The sequence below is a fragment of the Streptomyces sp. NPDC048484 genome, from assembly GCF_040651415.1.
Classification (GTDB): Bacteria; Actinomycetota; Actinomycetes; order Streptomycetales; family Streptomycetaceae; genus Streptomyces.
Map to the genome: position 1 here is coordinate 77,381 of NZ_JBEZJY010000020.1, position 19,657 is coordinate 97,037.

Annotated in this window: 13 protein-coding genes and 2 pseudogenes; 8 read left to right on the top strand and 7 right to left on the bottom strand. The window is 71.4% G+C overall.

What is annotated here, in order from left to right; all coding sequences use genetic code 11:
* Positions 1–85 precede the first annotated feature (85 nt).
* Positions 86–366 (top strand): annotated as a pseudogene (locus tag AB0D14_RS21275) (DUF1348 family protein).
* Between the two features lie 51 nt (positions 367–417).
* On the top strand, positions 418–942 hold the full coding sequence (locus tag AB0D14_RS21280; protein WP_362781248.1) for a flavoprotein: 525 nt from the start codon (positions 418–420) through the stop codon (positions 940–942).
* 14 nt (positions 943–956) lie between these two features.
* On the opposite strand, the gene AB0D14_RS21285 is transcribed toward AB0D14_RS21280, so the two are convergent.
* A complete protein-coding gene (locus AB0D14_RS21285; protein WP_362781250.1) occupies positions 957–1,115 on the bottom strand; it encodes a hypothetical protein in 159 nt (52 codons plus the stop codon).
* 94 nt (positions 1,116–1,209) lie between these two features.
* Here AB0D14_RS21285 and AB0D14_RS21290 point away from each other — a divergent pair, with 94 nt between their 5' ends.
* Positions 1,210–2,226: an NAD(P)-dependent oxidoreductase gene (locus AB0D14_RS21290; protein WP_362781252.1), complete on the top strand. Its 1,017-nt coding sequence runs from the start codon at positions 1,210–1,212 to the stop codon at positions 2,224–2,226.
* An 18-nt stretch (positions 2,227–2,244) separates the two neighbouring features.
* The gene (locus AB0D14_RS21295) at positions 2,245–2,892 is read left to right on the top strand and encodes an HAD-IA family hydrolase (RefSeq protein ID WP_362781253.1); all 648 of its coding nucleotides are present in this window, start codon (positions 2,245–2,247) and stop codon (positions 2,890–2,892) included.
* Between the two features lie 98 nt (positions 2,893–2,990).
* On the opposite strand, the gene AB0D14_RS21300 is transcribed toward AB0D14_RS21295, so the two are convergent.
* Together AB0D14_RS21300 and AB0D14_RS21305 are read right to left on the bottom strand one after the other, a co-directional pair.
* On the bottom strand, positions 2,991–4,856 hold the full coding sequence (locus tag AB0D14_RS21300; protein ID WP_362781255.1) for a glycoside hydrolase family 9 protein: 1,866 nt from the start codon (positions 4,854–4,856) through the stop codon (positions 2,991–2,993).
* Positions 4,857–5,010: 154 nt separating this feature from the next.
* Positions 5,011–6,273: an arsenic transporter gene (locus AB0D14_RS21305; RefSeq protein WP_362781365.1), complete on the bottom strand. Its 1,263-nt coding sequence runs from the start codon at positions 6,271–6,273 to the stop codon at positions 5,011–5,013.
* Between the two features lie 399 nt (positions 6,274–6,672).
* Between AB0D14_RS21305 and AB0D14_RS21310 the strand changes: the two genes are divergently transcribed.
* Positions 6,673–9,123, top strand: a complete 2,451-nt coding sequence (locus tag AB0D14_RS21310; RefSeq protein WP_362781257.1) for a ricin-type beta-trefoil lectin domain protein — start codon at positions 6,673–6,675, stop codon at positions 9,121–9,123.
* 81 nt (positions 9,124–9,204) lie between these two features.
* Here AB0D14_RS21310 and AB0D14_RS21315 read toward each other — a convergent pair whose 3' ends face one another.
* Entirely contained in the window at positions 9,205–11,616 is a 2,412-nt protein-coding gene (locus AB0D14_RS21315) for a SpoIIE family protein phosphatase (RefSeq protein ID WP_362781258.1), read from the bottom strand.
* A gap of 279 nt (positions 11,617–11,895) precedes the next feature.
* Here AB0D14_RS21315 and AB0D14_RS21320 point away from each other — a divergent pair.
* Positions 11,896–12,285 (top strand): annotated as a pseudogene (locus tag AB0D14_RS21320) (beta-galactosidase); the annotation flags it as partial.
* A gap of 489 nt (positions 12,286–12,774) precedes the next feature.
* A complete protein-coding gene (locus AB0D14_RS21325) occupies positions 12,775–14,691 on the top strand; it encodes an RICIN domain-containing protein (RefSeq protein ID WP_362781259.1) in 1,917 nt (638 codons plus the stop codon).
* A gap of 46 nt (positions 14,692–14,737) precedes the next feature.
* Here the strand turns inward: AB0D14_RS21325 and AB0D14_RS21330 are convergent, their stop codons facing one another.
* From AB0D14_RS21330 to AB0D14_RS21340, 3 genes are all read right to left on the bottom strand, one after another.
* Positions 14,738–15,907 carry a lactate 2-monooxygenase gene (locus AB0D14_RS21330; RefSeq protein ID WP_362781260.1) on the bottom strand — a complete coding sequence of 390 codons (1,170 nt, stop codon included), beginning with the start codon at positions 15,905–15,907 and terminating at the stop codon, positions 14,738–14,740.
* A gap of 300 nt (positions 15,908–16,207) precedes the next feature.
* Positions 16,208–17,809 carry a cytosine permease gene (locus AB0D14_RS21335; protein ID WP_362781262.1) on the bottom strand — a complete coding sequence of 534 codons (1,602 nt, stop codon included), beginning with the start codon at positions 17,807–17,809 and terminating at the stop codon, positions 16,208–16,210.
* A gap of 302 nt (positions 17,810–18,111) precedes the next feature.
* Positions 18,112–18,681: a hypothetical protein gene (locus tag AB0D14_RS21340; protein WP_362781264.1), complete on the bottom strand. Its 570-nt coding sequence runs from the start codon at positions 18,679–18,681 to the stop codon at positions 18,112–18,114.
* Between the two features lie 318 nt (positions 18,682–18,999).
* On the opposite strand from AB0D14_RS21340, the gene AB0D14_RS21345 reads away from it, so the two are divergent.
* The gene (locus tag AB0D14_RS21345; RefSeq protein ID WP_362781266.1) at positions 19,000–19,428 is read left to right on the top strand and encodes a protease inhibitor; all 429 of its coding nucleotides are present in this window, start codon (positions 19,000–19,002) and stop codon (positions 19,426–19,428) included.
* Positions 19,429–19,657: the final 229 nt, after the last annotated feature.

Below are 19,657 nucleotides of genomic sequence, written 5' to 3' on the forward strand. Positions count from 1 at the left end.
AAGCGGAGTCTTGCAACCCGACGCGGCTCAGTCAATGGCCGCCGCGCCCACCCCGCTCCCGAGCTCACCTCCGAGAGGACTCCGCATGGACGACCGTCCGCCCCTGCCACCCTTCACCCGTGAGACCGCCGCCCAGAAGGTCCAGGCGGCCGAGGACGCCTGGAACACCCGGGATCCTACGAGTGCCGTGACACCGACGGGCAGTGGTGGCGCTCGTACGGCAACGAGCTCTGGGAGTTCGACGGGCACGGCCTGATGACCCGGCGCGAGGCCGGCATCAACGACGTGGCGATCGAGGAGAAGGAACGCCGGATCCTCGGCCCGCGACCGGACTCCGAGCGGGGGCACTCGTTCCCGGTGCGGTAGGAGCCGTTCCCGGTTCAGCAGGGGGCGTTCCCGGTTCAGTAGAGTTCTCGGGTGACTGAACCGGCCCGGAAACCCTTTCTCTATGTCGTCGTCTGCGCCGCCGGAGTCGCCGACGGCATCGGTGAGTTGATCACCCTGGCGCAGGAACGGGACTGGGAGGTCGGCGTCATCGCGACCCCCGCCGCGACCGGATTCTTCGACGTCGCGGCGGTCGAGGCGCAGACCGGCCGGCCGATCAGGTCCGCCTGGCGTATGCCCGGCGACCCGCGTCCGTTCCCGGACCCGGACGCCGTCACCGTGGCTCCCGCGACCTTCAACACCGTCAACAAGTGGGCGGCCGGAATCTCCGACACACTCGCCCTCGGCACACTCTGCGAGGCGTACGGAATGGGCGTACCGATCTCCGTACTGCCCTGCGTGAGCGAGGCGTTGACGGCCCACCCCGCCTACCGGGACAGCCTGGAAAGGCTGCGCGGGATGGGAGTCCGGTTCGGGGAACATGCTTTCGGCGGCCCCCGACAGGGAGGATTCGACTGGGAACAGGCCCTGGACCTGCTGGACCTGCTGGGCCGTTGAGGCGTCGCCCGTGCTCAGCAGCCCATGGGAGCGGTGTAGAAGATGTTGTAGAGGCCGTGGCCGCCCTGAGGAATTCCGTGCGGGGCCCCGCTTGGCGGGCAGGTCCGCTCCAGCGATCGCGAGTACGGCCCCGCCTCGGAGCCGTGACGGTCCTTCGGAGCCGTGACGGTCACGGGATTCCCGGTTCCCGAGGTCCGGTTCCCGAGGCCCGGGTGCGGGTAGCGACCGACCGTGCCGCCGAGAACCGTGACGGATGCGAGGAGAACCGTGAGCACCCCGCACAAGCCGCTCGTGATCCTGCGTGCCGCGCCGCACCCCAGGGAACGCATCTTCAGGCCGGACGCGCTGGCCCGGCTCCATGACCGCTTCACCGTCGTCGAGCCGGACACCGAGGAGGCACTCGACCGGGCCCTGCCGGACGCCTTCGCCGTCGTCGGCCAGCCCGACCTGCCTGCCGAACGCCTGGCGCGCGCCGGCGGGCTGAGGGCCCTGCTCAACGTCGAGGGCAACTTCTACCCGAACGTCGACTACGACGTGTGCTTCCGGCGCGGTATCCACGTCCTGGGCTGCGGACCCGCCTACGCCCAGCCCGTCGCCGAGTACGCTCTCGGGCTCGCCCTCGACCTGGCACGCGGCATCAGCCGCGAGGACCGTGCCTTCCGCGCGGGACGCGAGCGGTACGTGTCCGACGGCAACGCCGACGCCGTACTGCTGCGCGGCGCGGACGTCGGCCTGATCGGGTTCGGGAACCTCGGCCGCAGCCTCCATCCGCTCCTCGCGCCCTTCCGCCCGACCCTGCGCGTGTACGACCCCTGGCTGCCGCCCGCCGTCCTGCGCGAACAGGGCCTCGTGCCGGCCACGCTCGACGAGACCCTGGCCCGCAGCACGTTCGTCTTCGTGCTCGCCACCGTCACCGACGACAGCCGCCGGCTGCTCGGCGAGCGTGAGCTGGGACTGCTGCCCGACGGAGCCCGGCTGGTCCTCGTCAGCCGGGCACCCGTCGTGGACTTCCCCGCACTGCTCGCCCGGGTCGCCGCGGGCCGCCTCCTCGCGGGGATCGACGTCTGGCCCGACGAACCCGTCGCCGCCGACGATCCGTCCCGCGGCCTGGAGGGTCTGGTGCTCTCCGCCCACCGCGCGGGCGGCATCCCGGACGCCTTCCTGAGCATCGGCGACATGGTCGTCGACGACCTGACCCTGCTGGCCCAGGGGCTGCCGCCCGCCCGTATGCAGGCCGCCGCCCGTGAACTCGTCGGCCGCTACCGCAACCGCCCCGTCACCTGAGAGGCCCGGACCCCGGACATGAAGATTCCCTGCGAGGGCCTCCTCTTCGACAACGACGGCGTCCTGGTCGACTCCGACCTCGGCGTCGACCAGGCATGGAGCAGATGGGCCCGGGCCCGCGGACTGTCCGCCGAGCGGGTCACGGCGACGGTGCACGGAAGGCGCTCCGCCGACACCGTCGCACTCCTCGTGAGCGACCCCGGGGAGCGGCCGGCCGCCCTCGCCGAGATCGACCGCCTGGAGATCGAGGCGGCCGCCACCACGACCGCCCTGCCCGGCTCCCTCGACCTGCTGACGAGCCTGCCGCGGGGCAGTTGGGCCGTCGTGACCTCCGGAGTCACCAGGCTGGCCCGGGCCCGCCTGGCCGCCGCGGGTCTGCCCCTGCCGCCCGTGCTCATCACCGCCGACGACGTCAGCCATGGCAAACCCGCCCCCGACGGCTATCGCGCGGCGGCGGTGAGGCTCGGCGTGGACCCGGCGCGGACCGTCGTCCTGGAGGACAGCGCAGCGGGCGCCACGGCGGGGGAGGCGGCCGGGGCGTACGTCATCGGCGTCGGGCCGCGCGGCATGGACACCTGCGCCTCCGTGGTCGTACGCGATCTGCGCGGGCTGAGCTGGCACGAAGGCGTACTCGACCTGGGCGCGGCGGAGTTGCTCCGCTCCTGACCGAGCGCGGCCCCGGAGCCCGACGCGGCGTCCGAGGCACGCATGGCGCCACGGAGCCCCGCCCGGCGCGTACCGCGCGGGACTCCGGCACACACGCCCTAGTCGCGTGGCGGGCAGCGCTCGGCGGCGAAGGCCGCCAGCCAGGCCAGCGGGGCGTTCCAGTTGATCGTCACCTCGTTGGTGGAGTACGAACCGATGTCGTCGATGTAGCAGGCCGCGGGCGAGCACCCGGTCAGGTACTCCTGCGCCACCGGGTCCTGCAGACCGCTGTTGGGACCGCCCGCGAGGGAGCCCGCAGGCGGGTTCGGCAGCGAGGCGTCGTACTGGTTCGCCCAGAACCGGTGATGCTGGTTCCGGGCGTACGTGTCGCCGTAACCGGTGACGTACGAGAGGTCCATGGTGTTACGGCCCAGCAGGTAGTCCATCGACTCCAGCACCCCTGCCCGGTACCGCTGTCGACCGGTCAGCGCATAGGCGGTGGCCACGACGATCGCGTTGTTGGTGACCTGGCTGTTGGAACCCCACACATACCCGGTCGCAGGGATGGGCACCGCGTACCCCTGACCGGCCATCGTGGCGAGGTGCCCGTCGGCCGCGGCCGTCACGGACGCCCGTACGCGCCTGATGTCGGAGGCGGGCAGCCCGTTCGGCACGGTCGCCAGGGTCAGCCGGCCGAGGGCCGCGGTGTCGGCCCAGTTGAAACCGGTCGGCGTGAGCGCGTCGGCCGAGGTGTGCCAGGGCGAGGTGGTGACCGCGTCACGGTAGGCGCGTTCCCCGGTCGCCGCGTACAGCTCGGTCGCCGCCCAGTAGAAGTCGTCGGTGACCTGGGTGTCGTTGTAGGGGCCGCCGCCGGTGCTGTCCGATTCCGGCGCGTACACGGCGGGGTTGGCCTTCGCCGCGGTCCACGCAGTGCGGGCCACGCTCAGACACCGCTTCGCGTAGGCGGAGTCGTACGGCCTGAAGACGCGCGCGCACTGGGCCGCCGTGGCGGCGAGGTTGAGGGTGGCCGCGGTGGAGGGGCGGTGCAACTCGCGTGGCTGCGGGTCCTGGTCGGGCCGGGTCGGGATGCCCGTCCAGGCCGCGTCATGGATCTTGTGGAAGGCCATACCGGCATAGGGCTTCCCGTCCGGGACCTGCATCCGCATCAGGAAGTCGAGTTCCCAGCGGGCCTCGTCCAGGACGTCGGGCACGTCGTTGCCGCGCTCGGGGATCCGCAGGGTCGAGTCGCCGAGCGCGGACGCGGTGCCCGCCCTCTTGGCCCGCGCGAAGGAGTCGACGAGCAGCCAGACGGAGATACCGCCGTTGACGACGTACTTGCCGTGGTCGCCCGCGTCGTACCAGCCACCCCGCACGTCCTGGGTGTAGTCGCACACTCCGGCCTGGCACGGCACCTTCGTGTCACCCTGGTTGGGGGCGACCCCGACATGTCCGGCGGGCCGTGCGTAGGCGGGTCCCACCAGCGAGGCCTCGATCGGTGTGCCGCTGCGCTGGTGGTAGAAGAAGGCCATCGCGTCGGTGCGCAGGCCGTCGTAGAGGTCCGCTCGGATGTCGAACGGCGCGCTGCTCCACCCGTCGACCACCAGGACGTATCCCTGGCCCGTCCTGCGGTACGCGGAGAAGTCCGCCCCATGGGTCGCCTCGCCCGAGGCCGCGTCCGTGCCGCGTACGACGGTCCGGCCGGAAGCGGCCAGAGCGCCCGACGCGGTGCGCAACTGCCAGGTCAGTGGCTGGGTGGCCGCGGTGACCACCGTGGCACGTTTGGGGCCGTCCGGCAGGTAGCCCGCCTGGTTGACCCGTACCGGCGTGGTCGCGGCGGCGGGGTCCGCGGCGGACGGCGCCGCGGCCGCGCCAGGTGCGAGGGCCAGCCCGCCCGACAGCAGGACGGCGGTCAGCAGGCCGGCTGTCGCGCGTCTTCCGGTATGTCGTCTCCTGGGGCGGCGGTGCACGAGCGGGAACGTGAGCATGGAGCGCCTCCCGGTGCCTGGAATGGGGTCCATGGTGGCCGTCCCGTAAGGGCGCCAGGGACGGCAGAATGGTGGGAGCGCTCCCAAAACGGAGCATCGCATGGCCATGTCACAGCGTCAATGCTCCGTGCACGACCTCGCCGGACACATCGCGTCAGATCCCGAACACGCGCAGCGAGACCCACAGGGCCGCAACGGCCGGGATCAGCGTGGCGGGCACGGTGATCAGGCCGAGGCGGGTGAACTCGCCCAGATCGACGTCGTGATCGTGCTGGTGGACGATCCGCCGCCACAGCAGGGTCGCCAGCGAGCCGGCGTAGGTGAGGTTCGGGCCGATGTTCACCCCGAGCAGGACGGCGAGGATCGGCCCGGGTCCCGCCACCGCGGCCAGGGGCAGCAGGACCAGAACCGCCGGAAGGTTGTTGATGAGGTTCGCGAGTACGGCGGCGAGGGCGGCGATGCCGAGCAGCGCGGGCAGGCTCGCCGAGTGCGGGACCAGGTGCCCGAGCGCGTCCGAGAGGCCGTTGTCGACCACGGCACGCACCACGATGCCCAGGGCCAGGACGAAGGCGAGGAAGGGCAGCGAGGTGGCACGCGCGACGGCGAGCGGGGTGGTGCGCCCGCGGACCAGCGCCCGGACGGCCAGGACGAGGGCTCCCGCGAACGCCGCCCAGGCCGGTTCGACACCGAGCGCGGACGTCACGACGAAGCCCGCGAGGGTGCAGGCGACGGTGGCCAGCGCGAACACCGGCATGCCGACGGGATCGGCCTCGGCCTCGGCCGGTTCCGGGGATTCCCCCTTCAGGTCGTCGGCGAAGAAGCGCCGGAAGACCAGGTACTCGGCGGCGATGGCGACGGCCCACGCGGGGCCCATCAGCAGGGCGAACCGGGTGAAGCTCAGGCCACTGGCCGTGAACGCGAGCAGGTTGGTGAGGTTGGAGACGGGCAGCAGCAGCGACGCCGTGTTCGACAGGTGGGCGCACGCGTACACATGGGGCTTGGGGCGGGCGCCGAGGCGGGCCACGGTCGCGAACACCACCGGAGTGAGCAGGACGACCGTGGCGTCCAGGCTCAGTACGGCCGTGATGACCGACGCGAGAAGGAAGTTGGCCGCCAGCAGGCGTGGTGGCCGCCCCTTCGACGTACGGGCCAGCCAGGCGCCGCAGGCATGGAAGAGCCCCTCGTCGTCGCAGAGCTTGGCGAGCACGAGCACCGCGGCGAGAAACCCCACGACCGGGCCGAGCAGCTCGGCCTCGGCCCGCGCGTGGTCGAGGGAGATGGCGCCGGTGGCCATCACGAGGCCGGCGGCCGGGACGGCCACGGTGGCCTCCGGCAGGCCGAACGGCCGGATCACGGCTCCCGCCAGCACCGCCACGAGCAGCAGGGCGGAAATGGCGGTCGCGAGTGTGGAGCTCAGGGTTCGTCCTTCGGGAATTGCTGGTCGGTTTCGTTCCGTGTAATCGAATCAGACGGCAGCGCACTGCCGTGAAGGGGGGCGCGTGTCGCCGTCCAGTGCTTCTGCTCGCTCTTGAGCCGCATATTCCAACGTAATGGCGGCCGCTGTCGTCGGCCCGCCGACGTCAAATCGTTACTTACTCCAGGTAACTCGCTGTTCGTCATTCCGAACGGCATTGTCCGGGGCCCTTGTTGACACTTTGTCTCCGTCAAAAAGTGTTTAGGGAAAGGGGGTTGGCGGACGTTCTCTTGTTGCCTGAGGGTTTGCTGTGTCAAAGTGCAGCTTGTCAGCGTGCAGACAACGACTTCCATACCTCCTGGTATGGACTAATTCTGCAAGGGGCCATGGAGGAAAGTGCACGTGAACGACGCGACCCCGCCGAATTCTGCCGCCACCGGCAGTGCAACCGGCAGCCTGTTCGAAACGACCGACGAACGGCTCGCGGCAGAGCTGAAGAAGGGGTCCGGCAAGACGCCCGCCCGCTATCCCGCGGGGGAACTGCTGGGTCGGCACTGGGCGCCCGTCTTCTCGTACGCCCGGCTGTGTACGAACGGTGTGCAGTACGCGGGAATGCTCACCACCGCCGCATTCACCCGCCTCTTCGGGGAATCGGTCCGGCAGGTCGGGCCCAGGGCGGCCTGGCGGCCCGAGTTGCTGGTCGCCGTGCGCCGAATGGCGGGCGAATGGGACGCGGACAATCGTCGGGCGATGCTCCACCCCGAGCTGCAGTCCGCCCCGGACGGCAACGGGGACAACGGCAACGGAGGCAACGGGGACGCCTCGGCGCGGCTTCTTCCAACGGAGAACCGGCGCCTGGTGTCCCTCGCGTTCCAGCGGCTGCCGGAGGCCGCCCGCTGCCTTCTGTGGCACGCGGAGGCCGAGGCGGAGGAACTCGCCGTGCCGGCCCGGCTGCTCGGTCTCTCCGTCGCGGAGGCGCTCCGGGGGCTGGAACGGGCACGGGAGCTGCTGCGCCAGTACTGCCTCGAAGCCCATCGCGAACTCGCCCCCGACGACGAGTGCCGCCGCTACAGCAGGCTCCTGGACGTCTCGCTCCGGCGCGGCGGCAACAGCGTCGATCCCGATCTGCGGCAGCACATGGCCGGCTGCGAGCACTGCACGCACTCGGCTGAGCAACTGGATCAGTCGGGCGGTCGACTGGCTGTCCTCCTGGCCGAGGGGGTGCTGGGGTGGGCGGCCCGGCCGTATCTCGCCTCCAGGCCCGGACGCCGCGAGGGAGGCGAGGAGGTGAAGGCCGGGCCCGTGATGTCCACGGCCCCGGAAGGGGGGCCCCGCCCGTTCACCGGCCTTCGCCCGGGGACGGGCTTCCATCGGGCGGTCGGCCCTCAGCCGGGCGCCGGGCGTGCCTCGGGCGAGGCGTTCTCTGTGGACGCGCCCCTCGACTCCGATGTCGACCTCTACTCGGATTCCGACTCCGTATGGGGTAGCAGTCCCGGGCAGGGAGCCGATTCCCGTCCGGACACCGGCTCTCCGGCGGGTTCCGTCGCGTTCGCAGGCCCGGCTGCCGGGTCTCACCCGGCCCCCGGGCCCCTCGTGGGTGCCGGCGGCGGCGACGCGCGTACCGATTCCGAGCGAGGTTCCGGTGCCCGCCCGGGAGCCGGTGCCGACCCGGAGGCCGGTGCCGGTCCATACTCCGGTGCCGCCTCGTACCGCGGTGCCGGGCCGGCCCCCGGTGTGGCCCCGTACCCCGGTGCCGGCTCCCCTCTCGGCGGCGCGGGCCCGCGGTCCGGCACGAGTCCTCGCCCCGGCTCCGAGGCGTATGCGGGCTCCGGCCCCCGCCACGCCCTGCGGCTTCCGCCGCACGCGGACGCCCGCCCCGGCGATCCCGGGAGCCGCTTCCCGCGGCGGCGCCGCAATCTCGCCCTGGCCGTACTCGCTGTCAGCGGATGCGTTCTCGTGCCGCTGGTCCTGTGGTCCGGTGGCGGCGGCGACCCGGCGCCGTCCTCGGACGCGGGCTCAGGCGTGGGCACGGCGGCGGAGGAACCGGCCGGCCGGCCGAGCGGGATAGGCGCCGGCGACGCGGAACCCGGCACCCTGAGTGGACGGCTCCGCAACGTGGGCAGCGGCGACTGCGTCGGTATCGCCGACGGCAAGGTGCGCGGGGGCACGGAGGTCGTCCTGTCCACCTGTACCTCCTCGGAGCGGCAACAGTGGTCGTACGAGAGCGACGGTCTGCTGCGCAGCCTGGCCGACGACGACCTGTGCCTCGACTCACGGCTCCCCTCCTCGGTCCGTCTGGGGGCGTGCGAGGGGAAGGAGAACCGGGCGAACGCCCGCTACGACTTCACCCTGAAGGGGAACCTGGTGCCGTTGGGGCGGCCGACGCTCGCGTTGGCCCCCGTCTCGGGGGACGACGAGTCGGGGCTCGTCCTGAAGGCGCTCAGCGACGGACGAGCCCAGCGCTGGGAGATCGACCCGTCGGTGGACTCGCTCCAGATGGAGTGGATCACCTCGTACACGAACGGCGGCACGAACGGCGGCGCCGCCGCGCCCACACCGAACAGTGAGCCGAAGCCCAGCCGCACACCGCCGCCTCCCAGGCCCAAGCCCACGCCTACCGAGGCGTCCCCGACCCCGCAGCCCACGACCTCCGCTCCCGCCGGGACGTGTTACGGCTACTCCTGCTGGTACGACGACGGATTCGGCGGCGGCTACGGGGGCGGAGGTGGTTACGGCGGTGGCTCCGGATACGGCGGGGGAGGCTGGGGAGGTTACGGCGGCGGCTCCGGATACGGCGGCTCCGGATACGGAGGGGGCGGATACGCCGGGGGAGGCTACGGCGGCGGCCGTTGACGAGGCGGCGCGTCGGCCGGGCGGCACACCATCCGGTCGCAGGCCCCGTGGCGCGTGGCGTGTGGCAGTCCTCGCGGGACATCACGCCTCGCCGAACGTCAGTTCCGCCCAGATCGTCTTGCCCTCGGTGGTGTGGCGGCTGCCCCAGCGCTGGGTGAGCTGGGCGACCAGGAGCAGACCGCGGCCGCCCTCGTCGAACGTCTTGGCGCGGCGCAGATGCGGCGCGGTGTGGGAGGAGTCCGACACCTCCATGATCAGGGTGGTGGCGTTGTGGATGAGGCGCAGCCGGATCGGGCGTTCGCCGTACCGGATGGCGTTGGTGACGAGTTCGCTGACCACGAGCTCGGCCGTGAACGCCACCTCGCTCACGTCCCAGACCTCCAGTTGCCGCACGACCTGTTTGCGGATCGGGGCGACGAGGGCCGGGTCGGCCGGGACCTCCCAGGTCGCGACCTGGGAGGTCGGCAGGCCCTTCGTGCGGGCGAGCAGCAGGGCCACGTCGTCCGAGGACCCGGCCGGCGGCAGCAGGCACTGGAGAATGTCGTGGCACGTTTCGTCGAGGGAGCCCGAGGTCCGTGCCAGCGCCCGGTACAGCAGGGCGTGACTCTCGTCGAGGTCACGCTCGCGGCTCTCGACGAGACCGTCGGTGTAGAGGGCGAGGACGGTGCCCTCGTCGAGTCTCAGCTCGGTCGACTCGAACGGCAGCCCGCCCAGGCCGAGCGGCGGCCCCGGCGGTACGTCGATCTCCTCGGGCGGCCCGCCGGGCGGGAGCATCACCGGCGGTGGATGACCGGCCCGGGCGAGTGCGCAGTGGCGGGAGACCGGGTCGTAGACCGCGTACAGGCAGGTGGCGCCGACCTCGCCCGTGGTTCCTTCGCCGCCCGCCTCCGCCGAGAGGCGGACGACCAGGTCGTCGAGATGGGTCAGCAGTTCGTCCGGTGCCAGGTCGATGTCGGCGAGGGTGCGCACGGCGGTCCGTAGCCGGCCCATGGTGGCCGACGCCTGCAGCCCGTGCCCGACGACGTCTCCGACGACCATGGCGACCCGCATCCCGGACAGCGGGATCACGTCGAACCAGTCGCCGCCGACCCCAGCCCGCGCCGCGGGCAGATAGCGCGAGGCCGCCTCGACGGCGGCCGTGCGCGGCAGCGACCGGGGCAGCAGGCTGCGCTGCAGGGCGATCGCGGTCTCGCGCTCGCGGGAGAACCGGCGGGCGTTGTCGATGCAGACGGCAGCCCTGGCCGTGACCTCCTCGGCCAGCAGCACGTCGTCGGCGGTGAACGGGTCGGGCCGCCGGAACCGGGTGAAGACGGCGACGCCCAGGGTCGCGCCACGGGCCTGGACGGGCACGGACATCGTCGAGTGGATGCCGTGCTCCCTGACGCGAGCCTCGCGCACCGGGTCCCAGGCGAGCCACTCCGTGAGTGTGGTCCCGGGATCCGCGGCCACGACGGGCCGGCCGGCCAGCAGGGAGTCGGCCTGCGGTGAACCGGCGGGATAGGCGTCGATCTCTCCCAGCTTGGTCACCGCCTCCGGATCGCCGGGGTTCACCGACCGGTGGGCGGCGCGGCGCAGACTCACCGGGGCGACGACCGTTCCGGTGTACGGCTCGCCCCCGCGGTCCGGGGGATCCAGGAGGTCGACGCTGACGAAGTCGGCGAGCGCGGGCACACAGACATCGGCCAGTTCCTGCGCCGTACGGGTGACGTCGAGGGTGGAGCCGATACGGATACTCGCCTCGTTCACGAGCTGCAGGCGCTCCCGGGCGAGGTACTGCTCGGTGAAGTCGTGGGCGGACAGACAGACGCCGCGGACGCGGCCCTCGTCGTCGGTCAGCGGTGCCATCCGCGCCAGCCAGGCCTGGGCACGGCCCTCCGGGGCGGTGCCCAGATATGTCTGCACGTCCGCGCGCCGCCCGGTCAGGAGTACCCGGAGCATGTGCCCCTCCAGCTCCTCGTTCTGCGGTCTGCCGCCGATCTCCGGGATCCGCAGTCCGCGGATGTGTTCCTCCGGGAGGCCCATGAACTCTGCCATCACCGCGTTGACCCTGCGCAGCCGCAGTTGCTCGTCGAAGATCGCGGTCGCGCACGGTGCCTGGTCCAGGAACGTGGCGGCGAGCGAGTCGTCCTCCGTCACCGGGTCCCCGTCGTCCAGCGGGGTCACCACGAGCCAGTCGCTGCGGTCGCCGAGCGCGGGCCGCCGCCGGTGAGCGAGCAGCCACACGCACAGTGTGCGGCCGTCCTCGTGACGCAGCCCGAGCGTGCCGCTCCAGCGGTTTTCGGCCGACGGACGCCGTGGGGCCGCGGTGTCGGGGGCCAGCAGGTCCGCGGCGGGCCGCCCCACGACATCGGCCGCCGCACGGCCCAGCAGACGCCGGGCACCTTCGTTCCACTCGACGACGATGCCGTCACTGTCGATGACGGCCTTTGCCGTGCAGGTCTCGTCGAACGGGTAGCCCGGGTCGTCGCCCGATGTATCGCTGTGGCTCGTCACATCGCCGCCACTCCATTGCGCACACTCACGGTGAACAGGTGCATCACTTGTGTTCCAGCGTAGTGCGTCGGCGTTCTGCGCACACGGCGCACCGGTTTCCGCACCCGGGCACAGGCCGCCTTGCCAGGCCCGTCCGTCACGGCGGGATTCGGGCCGACGTGCCGGGGTGGACAGAATGCGCTTACCGGAGTCTTGACGGGCGCGTGTGTCCCGCTGTCAGAATCTGTTTGTTCACGTCTGGTTGTGAGTAGATGTGGGCCCTTGGTGAAAGGGAAACGCGTGACGGTGACTCGTAGGTCTCTACTGATCGCAGGCACAGCGACTCCGGTGGTCCTCGCCGGAGCCTCGGACACGTGGGCCGCCGAGGGGGCTCAGTACCGGGCCCGGACCGCGACAGGAGGGCGTTCGGTCCCGCTCCGCGACGGCTGGCGCTTCGCGCTCGTCGAGCCCTCCGGCAGCACGGTTCCGTCCGACGGCACCGATCCCGCCGACGCGTACGCCCGGGCCGCCGAACCCGGCTACGACGACTCGCGGTGGCGCCGGATCGCGGTGCCGCACGACTGGAGCATCGGGCCACCCCCACCACGGACCACGGCGCCGGCAGCGGGACCGGTTTCCTGCCGGGCGGTCTCGGCTGGTACCGGATCGCCTTCACCACTGCCGCCCGCGTACGACGGCACCACCTCCAACGTCATCGCGGTCCAGGTCCGGGCCAACTGCCCAGCAGCGTCTGGAGGCCCCGCCCCGCTGAAGTGACGCTCGCCCGCCTGACGTTCGGCGCCCTGCCCGGCATACACGAGGTGCTTGGCAACGAATACCATTGCGAAATCCACCGCGCCCGAGCCGAGTTGACCGCGATGAACACTGACTTACTGTCAATACGGGAATGTTGTTGAAGTAGCCCGAGCGCCTTGTTGGGTGTGAGCGACCTGTGCAAGGGTGAACGTCCGCGCACATGGCCAATGACCAGGTCTGATTCACTGCTCGGGATTCCATCGTGCCGCCAGGCCCAAAAGGCTCACGGCTGACGGACGCCGAGCGGTCGAACGCCCGGCCGCTTTCCGTTCGCCCTGCCCAAGAGGTACGCACCAACAGGAGCTCCTTTTCGGCGGTCGGAACTCCTGTGTGCCACCTTGTGCCTTGGAAGGAAACCGCTCAGTGCACACGCCCCACCCGCCTCGCCCGCCGTATCCGCCTGGCTTCGACGCCGTCCCCGGCGAATCCGACGAGATCCTCACGGCCCACCTCGGAGCACAGCCGGAGGGCGAACTCACCCACTCCGCCGCGCTGTTACTCGCGCGACACTGGCAGCCGACGCACGACTACGCGGTCATCTGCCTCGCTTCCTCGGCGAACGTCGCCTCCATGGTCACCGCGGCCGCCTTCCAGCAGGAGCTGGCACGCCTCCGGCACGCCGGGTCCGTCGTCGCCCTGCGTCCCCAGCTCCTGGTGGCAGTACGGGACATCATCGAGGTGTGGTCCGCGCAGGACCGTATATCCGAGGAACTGCCCGATCTCCGGAAACCGTCCGGGGGCCGGGGCATGCGCGTGACGAAGTCCATGACACCGAAGAATCGCAAGCTCGCGGAACGTTCTTTCCAGTCTCTGCCGGGACTTGCCCAGTGCCTGCTCTGGCACACCGAGGTCGAGGCCGACCACATATCCGTACCGGCCGGTCTCCTGGGTATGGACGCCGACACCGCGTCGGTGGCCCTGGATCAGGCCCGTGAGAAATTCCGTGAGGGCTGCGTACGGGCGCATCACGAACTCGCGCCGAACCAGGATTGCCGCCACTACAACCGACTCCTCGATGTTCCGATTCGGCGCGGCGGTGTCTTGCTCCCCGATGTGCAGCAGCATCTGCTGGGGTGCCGTTACTGCCGCTATGCGGCCGAGCAACTGAGCCATTTCGAGGGCGGACTCGGCGGTCTGCTCGCCGAGAGCGTGCTCGGCTGGGGTGCCCGTCGATATCTCGAATCGCGACCGAGCCGTCGTCACTCGGGGATCCGGTCCGTTCGCCACACCGGCAGACGCGCGGGCAGCGCCGGCCGCACCCCTCTGCTGTCCCCGTTCTCCGCCAGGCAGGGACGGCATTCCTCACCCGGCCCGCGGCACTCGAAGACCCTCCTCACCGGAGCGGGCCTCGTCTCGGCGGCGCTGCTCGCGACCGTCCTCGTCGCGAGCCTCTGGCCGGAGGACGACGGCGGCGCTGATCCCTCCTCCTCCGCCGGGGCGACCAGCAGTCTCACCCCCGGCGGGCAGGCACCGCCCGCCAGGTCGTCGTCCCCGCCCGACTCGGCGGGGCTCCCCACCGGGCCCGTCCGGACCCGGTTGCGCAACCTCGACGCCAACCTCTGTCTCGACATCAAGGGCGGCACCGCGAAGGACGGCGCAGGCACGGAGCTGGACACCTGCTCAGCCGCCCGGACACAGAAGTGGTCGTACGAGAAGGACGGGCTTCTGCGCAGCGCCGCCGATCCCGAGCTGTGCCTGGACTCGCATGTGGACGCCGGTGTGGTCATCCTGGGTCGCTGCGCCGCCGCGTCCGCCGCGCGGGGTGACGACGTGCGCTACGACCTCACCGTGCAGGGCGAGTTGCTGACCCGCTGGCAGGCCGGGCTCGCCGTCGCTCCCTCCTCGGACGACGCGGAGGCGGAGGTGGTGGTGAAGATCCGCGACAGGAGCGATGCCCAGCGCTGGCTCACCGACGACACCAAGGCGACCCCCGAGTCGCTGTCGATAGCGGGCACGGGTGCGCCGTCCAGCCCGCAGGCTGCCGACCCCTCGGCGGCCGACACGCGTATCGGCTCGGCCCCGGCGTGCGCCGAGCCCACGTGCGACGCCGGGCCGCGGTCCTCGGAGCCGGACGACCGGACGGAGCGGAACGACGTGACGGTGCGGGGCGACGTGACGGTGCGGGACGAGGGGACGGAGCGGGGCGACCGGGCGGAGCCGTCCCCCTCCGCGTCGAGCCCCTACGCGGTGCGGCGCGCCGGCACGGTCGACGACTCCGGCCCGCTTCCCGCCGATCCGCTGCCCCTGTTGCTGGTGAGGTCGGTCATCGGCTTTCTGTGACCTTGTGCGCTACGGCGTGACCTCACGGAGGCGGGTCGCGCGGCGGTCACGCGGGGCCCTCCTCCAGGTCGTCCGCGCCGAGGCCCGTCGGGCCGGAGTGTCCCGACAGGGCGAGGGTGAGGTCGAGTTCGGCGAGCAGACAGCGGATCACGTGCTCGACGCCGGCCTGGCCGTCGAGGCCCAGCCCATAGGCGTACGGGCGTCCGACGAGCACCGCCTCGGCGCCCAGTGCCAGCGCCTTGAAGATGTCGTCGCCGGTGCGGATCCCGCTGTCGAAGAAGACGGCCAGCCGGTCCCCGGCGGCCTCGACCACCCTGGGCAGCGCGTCGGCGGCGGCGACGGCGCCGGCCACCTGGCGGCCGCCGTGGTTGGAGACGACCACGCCGTCCATCCCGGCGTTGACGGCCCGTCGGGCGTCGTCCGGGTGGAGGACGCCCTTCAGGACGATCGGGCCGTCCCAGTTGTCCCGCAGGAACTCCAGGTCGGGCCATGTCTTCGCGGGATCCGCGAACATCCCGACGAAGTGCATGACCGCCGCGTCGGGATCCTCATGGACAGGCTTGGCCAGAGCGGCCTGGAACGCCGGGTCGGAGAAGTAGTTGGCGGTACCCACACCGTGCAGGAACGGCAGGTACGCCTGGTCCAGGTCGCGCGGACGCCAGGCCAGCAGGGGGGTGTCCAGAGTGACGAACAGCGCGGTGAACCCGGACGCCTTCGCCCGGTTCAGGAAACTCAGCGTGACCTCGCGGTCCTTCGCCCAGTACAGCTGGAACCAGCGCTCCCCTTCGCCCATCGCCTCCGCGACCTGTTCCATCGGCGTACTGGACGCCGACGACAGGATGTACGGCACGCCCTGCGCGGCGGCGGCCCGGGCGGCCGCCGACTCGGCGTCCGGGTGCATGATCGACAGGACACCGATCGGTGCGAGCGCGAGGGGCGCGGGCAGCGGGCGCCCCAGCACCTCGACGGACAGGTCACGTTCGTGCACGTCGCGCAGCATGCGCGGCACGATCCGGCGGCGGTCGAGCGCAGCCCGGTTCGCCCGCGCCGTACTGCCGGTTCCCGCGCTGCCCGCCACATAGCCCACCGGGCCGGGCCCCAGCCGCTGTTCGGTCAGCTCCTCCAGCCGGCTCAGGTCGGTGGGCAGCCGGGGCACCTCGCCGGTCATCCCGTTCAGATAGATCTCGTACTGGAAGTCCGCCCAGTGCTTCGTCATCCGTACGTTCCGCCTCTCGCCCTGGATCTCGTCGTCGAGATCGTGCCGCTCCGGCCCAGGACCGAGCGCCTGCGCGGCCGAAGACCGCGACGGTCCCGCGACGATCCTGACGAGCGGGACAAGATCCGTCCAGCACGAGGGCGTACCTGACGCGGCGACCGGTGCCGGCGACCCCTTCCGCAGGAGCTGTCCGGGTTTCGCCGTCGAGAGCCGTCGAGAGCCGCCGAGAGCGGTCGAGAGTCGTCGAAGGCGGGCGAAGGCCGAGCGGAGTTCAGCCGCAGGCGTCCCGGCCGCAGGCTCTCAGGACCCTTCGGCCGCCTTGGCGCTCCGGCTCATCCCGTGCTCGGCCTCGGCCTCGGCCTCGGCGCCGGGCCCGGTGATCGGCGGCACCGGCACGTCGACGGTACGGACCAGCCGCGCGCCCTCCGGCCCGTACGCCGCTCTCGGCTCGGGGAAGAACCACAGCAGCGACAGGAACAAGAAGGCCGCGACGGCCATCGAGATCGGCAGGCCGATGTCGACACCGCCGGCCAGATCACCGAGCGGGCCCACGAACTGGCCGGGGATGTTCGTGAAGAGGACACCGAGCAGGGCCGACACCCACCAGGCGGTCATGCCACGCCAGTTCCAGCCGTGCGCGAACCAGTAACGGCCGCCGCGCTGGCGCCGGTTGAAGACCTGGAGCGCGTCGGGGTCGTACCAGCCGCGCCGCGTGAGGAAGCCCAGCATCATCACGACCATCCACGGCGTCGTACACGTGATGATCATCGTGGCGAACGTCGAGATGCTCTGGACGAGGTCGAAGCCGAAACGGCCGACGAAGATGAAGGCGATGGACAGCACGCCCACCAGCACCGTCGCCCGCACCCGGGACAGCCGGGGGAACACGGACGAGAAGTCGAGCCCGGTGCCGTACAGCGCGGTCGTGCCCGTCGCCATGCCGCCGATCAGCGCGAGCAGACACACCGGCAGGAAGAACCAGCTCGGCGAGATGGCCAGCAGCCCGCCGACGAAGTTCGGGGCGGCGGGATCGACGTACTCCGGAGCCTTGGCGGCGATGATGCTCGCGGTCGCCAGGCCGAAGACGAACGGCAGCAGGGTCGCGATCTGCGACAGGAAGGCCGCCCCGACCACCCTGCGGCGCGGTGTGCTCGCCGGGATGTAGCGCGACCAGTCGCCGAGGAACGCGCCGAAGGACACCGGGTTCGACAGCACGATCAGCGCGGAGCCGATGAACGACGGCCAGAACAGATCCTGGGTCGCCGCGTCCGCGGACGCCGTGAAGGTCCCCGCGTACGAGGGGTCGAAGTCCCCGGCGAAGGCCACCAGGCCGACCAGGAACAGCAGGGTCGCCGAGACCACCGCGATCTTGTTGACGAACAGCATGAAGCGGAACCCGTACACGCACACCGCGAGCACCAGGACGGCGAACAGCGCGTACGCGACGACGTACGACAGGTCGCCGCGCTCCAGGCCGAAGAGCCGGTGCGCACCGCCGACCAGGGCGTCGCCCGAGCTCCACACGGAGATGGAGAAGAACGCGATGGCCGTGAGCAGCGACAGGAACGAACCGACGACCCGGCCGTGCACGCCCAGGTGGGCGGACGAGGAGACGGCGTTGTTCGTGCCGTTGACGGGCCCGAAGACCGCCATCGGACACAGGATCAGCGCGCCCGCGAGCACTCCGAGCAGCGTCGCCGCGAGTCCCTGCCAGAAGGAGAGCCCGAAGAGGATGGGGAAGGCCCCCAGCACACAGGTGGAGAAGGTGTTGGCCCCGCCGAAGGCGAGCCGGAAGAGGTCGAGCGGGCTCGCGCTGCGGTCCGCGTCGGGAATCCGCTCGACACCGTACGGCTCGACCTCGGTGAGTGACGGCGGGGGCGTGGCGGGGGAGTTCTGGGACAAGGAGGGGCTCCAGCGAGGGGCCGACACCCCGAGGGGCGGCAGGACGGGGGAGCGCGTGGTGACGCGGCTGGCCGGACGGCGTGTCGCTGTCGCGGGGGTGCGCGCAGCGCGGGGAAGCCGTCCCTTGGTGCGGTGATCCACCGAAGCTATGGGGCGGACCGAGGACCGCACCAGTGGACGAACCATCCATCTTTACATACTGGAGTGGACGAATGCGCCACCAGTCACGGTCGATCCACCAGCCGCAAGGGCTTCATCAGTCGCGGCCACTCCACCAGTCGCTGTCACTCCACCAGTCGTGGTCAGCTGTCGCCGGGAGCGGTGCCCGGCTTGTCCTCAGGGGCGGGGTCCGGTCCGTCGGGGCCCTGTGCGCGGACCCGCTGCACATGCTCCAGGGAGCCTCGCAGTTCCGTGAGCCAGTCGTCCGCGTGGCGTTCGACGAGGCGTACGCACCAGGCGAGGGCCTCGCTGCGGCTGCGGGCGACACCGGCGGCGATCAACGTGTCGAGCACCTGGCGCTGGGGCTGGCGCAACCGGGTCATGACGGGTGCGGCGACATGAGTGAACAGGGCGCGCTCGGTCCCGCACTCGACGCCCCACGAGACCTTCTTCTCGAAGCGCTGCTCGGCCTCCCGGGCCACGGCCACACGGGCGTCGCGGGTGCGCTCGCGGAACTCCTGGATCCGGGAGCCGACAGCCGCCTCCCGCTCGGTGTCCGAGGCGCCCTCGGCGAGCCGGGGTTCGGGGATGCGGCCGACGACGGTGATCTCCTCGCGGTCGATCGTGATCTCGCCGAGGCTCTCGAAGAGATCGTCGGGCAGACGGCCGGCGAACCAGCCGCGCAATTTCTCGTGCTGTTCGGTTGTAATCATGTAAGTACGATTACGCCGATGCCGTGGGAACGCAAGAGGTCGGCGTCCAGCGGGAAGCGGAACGTTTCAGGCCAGTTTCAGGCCCCCTGCTGAGCAGGGGATATTCGGCCAGCGAGTCCTTGTGGCGGCGCGGAACCCGCTCCGTTCCAAGGGGCGCGTGTTCGAGTTCCGTAACTTCGCGCCACTGATTCAATACGCAAGGTTACTGAAACGCGTGGGGTCGACGTGTGTTTCCGTCGTGGACTCGGCAGACTCGCGCTCGCCGCACCGGCACCACAGAGCCGACGCGGCGACCGACCGAGCGGAAGGATGCACACAATGCCGAACACCGCGCGCTGGGCAGCGACGATCACACTGACGGCCACCGCCGTCTGCGGTCCCCTCACCGGGACCGCTCTCGCCACCCCTTCGCCGACCTCGCTCTACGCCCCCTCGTCCCTGGTGTTCACCGTGGGCCACGGTGAGATCGCGGCCGAAGCCACACCTGAACGCGCGGCCACCCTGAGCTGTGCGCCGACGGCCTCGGGGACCCATCCGGCCGCGGCGTCGGCCTGCGGCGAACTGCGCGCGGCGGGCGGGGACCTCGACGCCCTGCCCGCCAGACCCGACGTCCTGTGCACCCGTGAATACGATCCCGTCGTCGTCACGGCCGACGGAGTCTGGCAGGGCAAGCGGGTCTCCTACGAGCGCACCTTCTCCAACGAGTGCGTGAAGAACTCCTACGGGATGACCGTCTTCACGTTCTGAGGGACCGGGGTCGCGCGGCCCTCCGAGTGCGTCGACGGAGACCCGCGGATGCGGATGGGGAGTGCGAGTCCCGTCGCGGAGCGCCACGTGACCTCGCAACAGGGGCCGGCGGAGACGGAGTGGGGCCGTCTCCGCCGGCCCTGGCGTCATCCGGAAGCGGTGATGTTCCAGACCCCCACCTCGCGGTGGCCGAACTGCGCGCCGGCGGGAGCCCCGACCGCGTACGAAC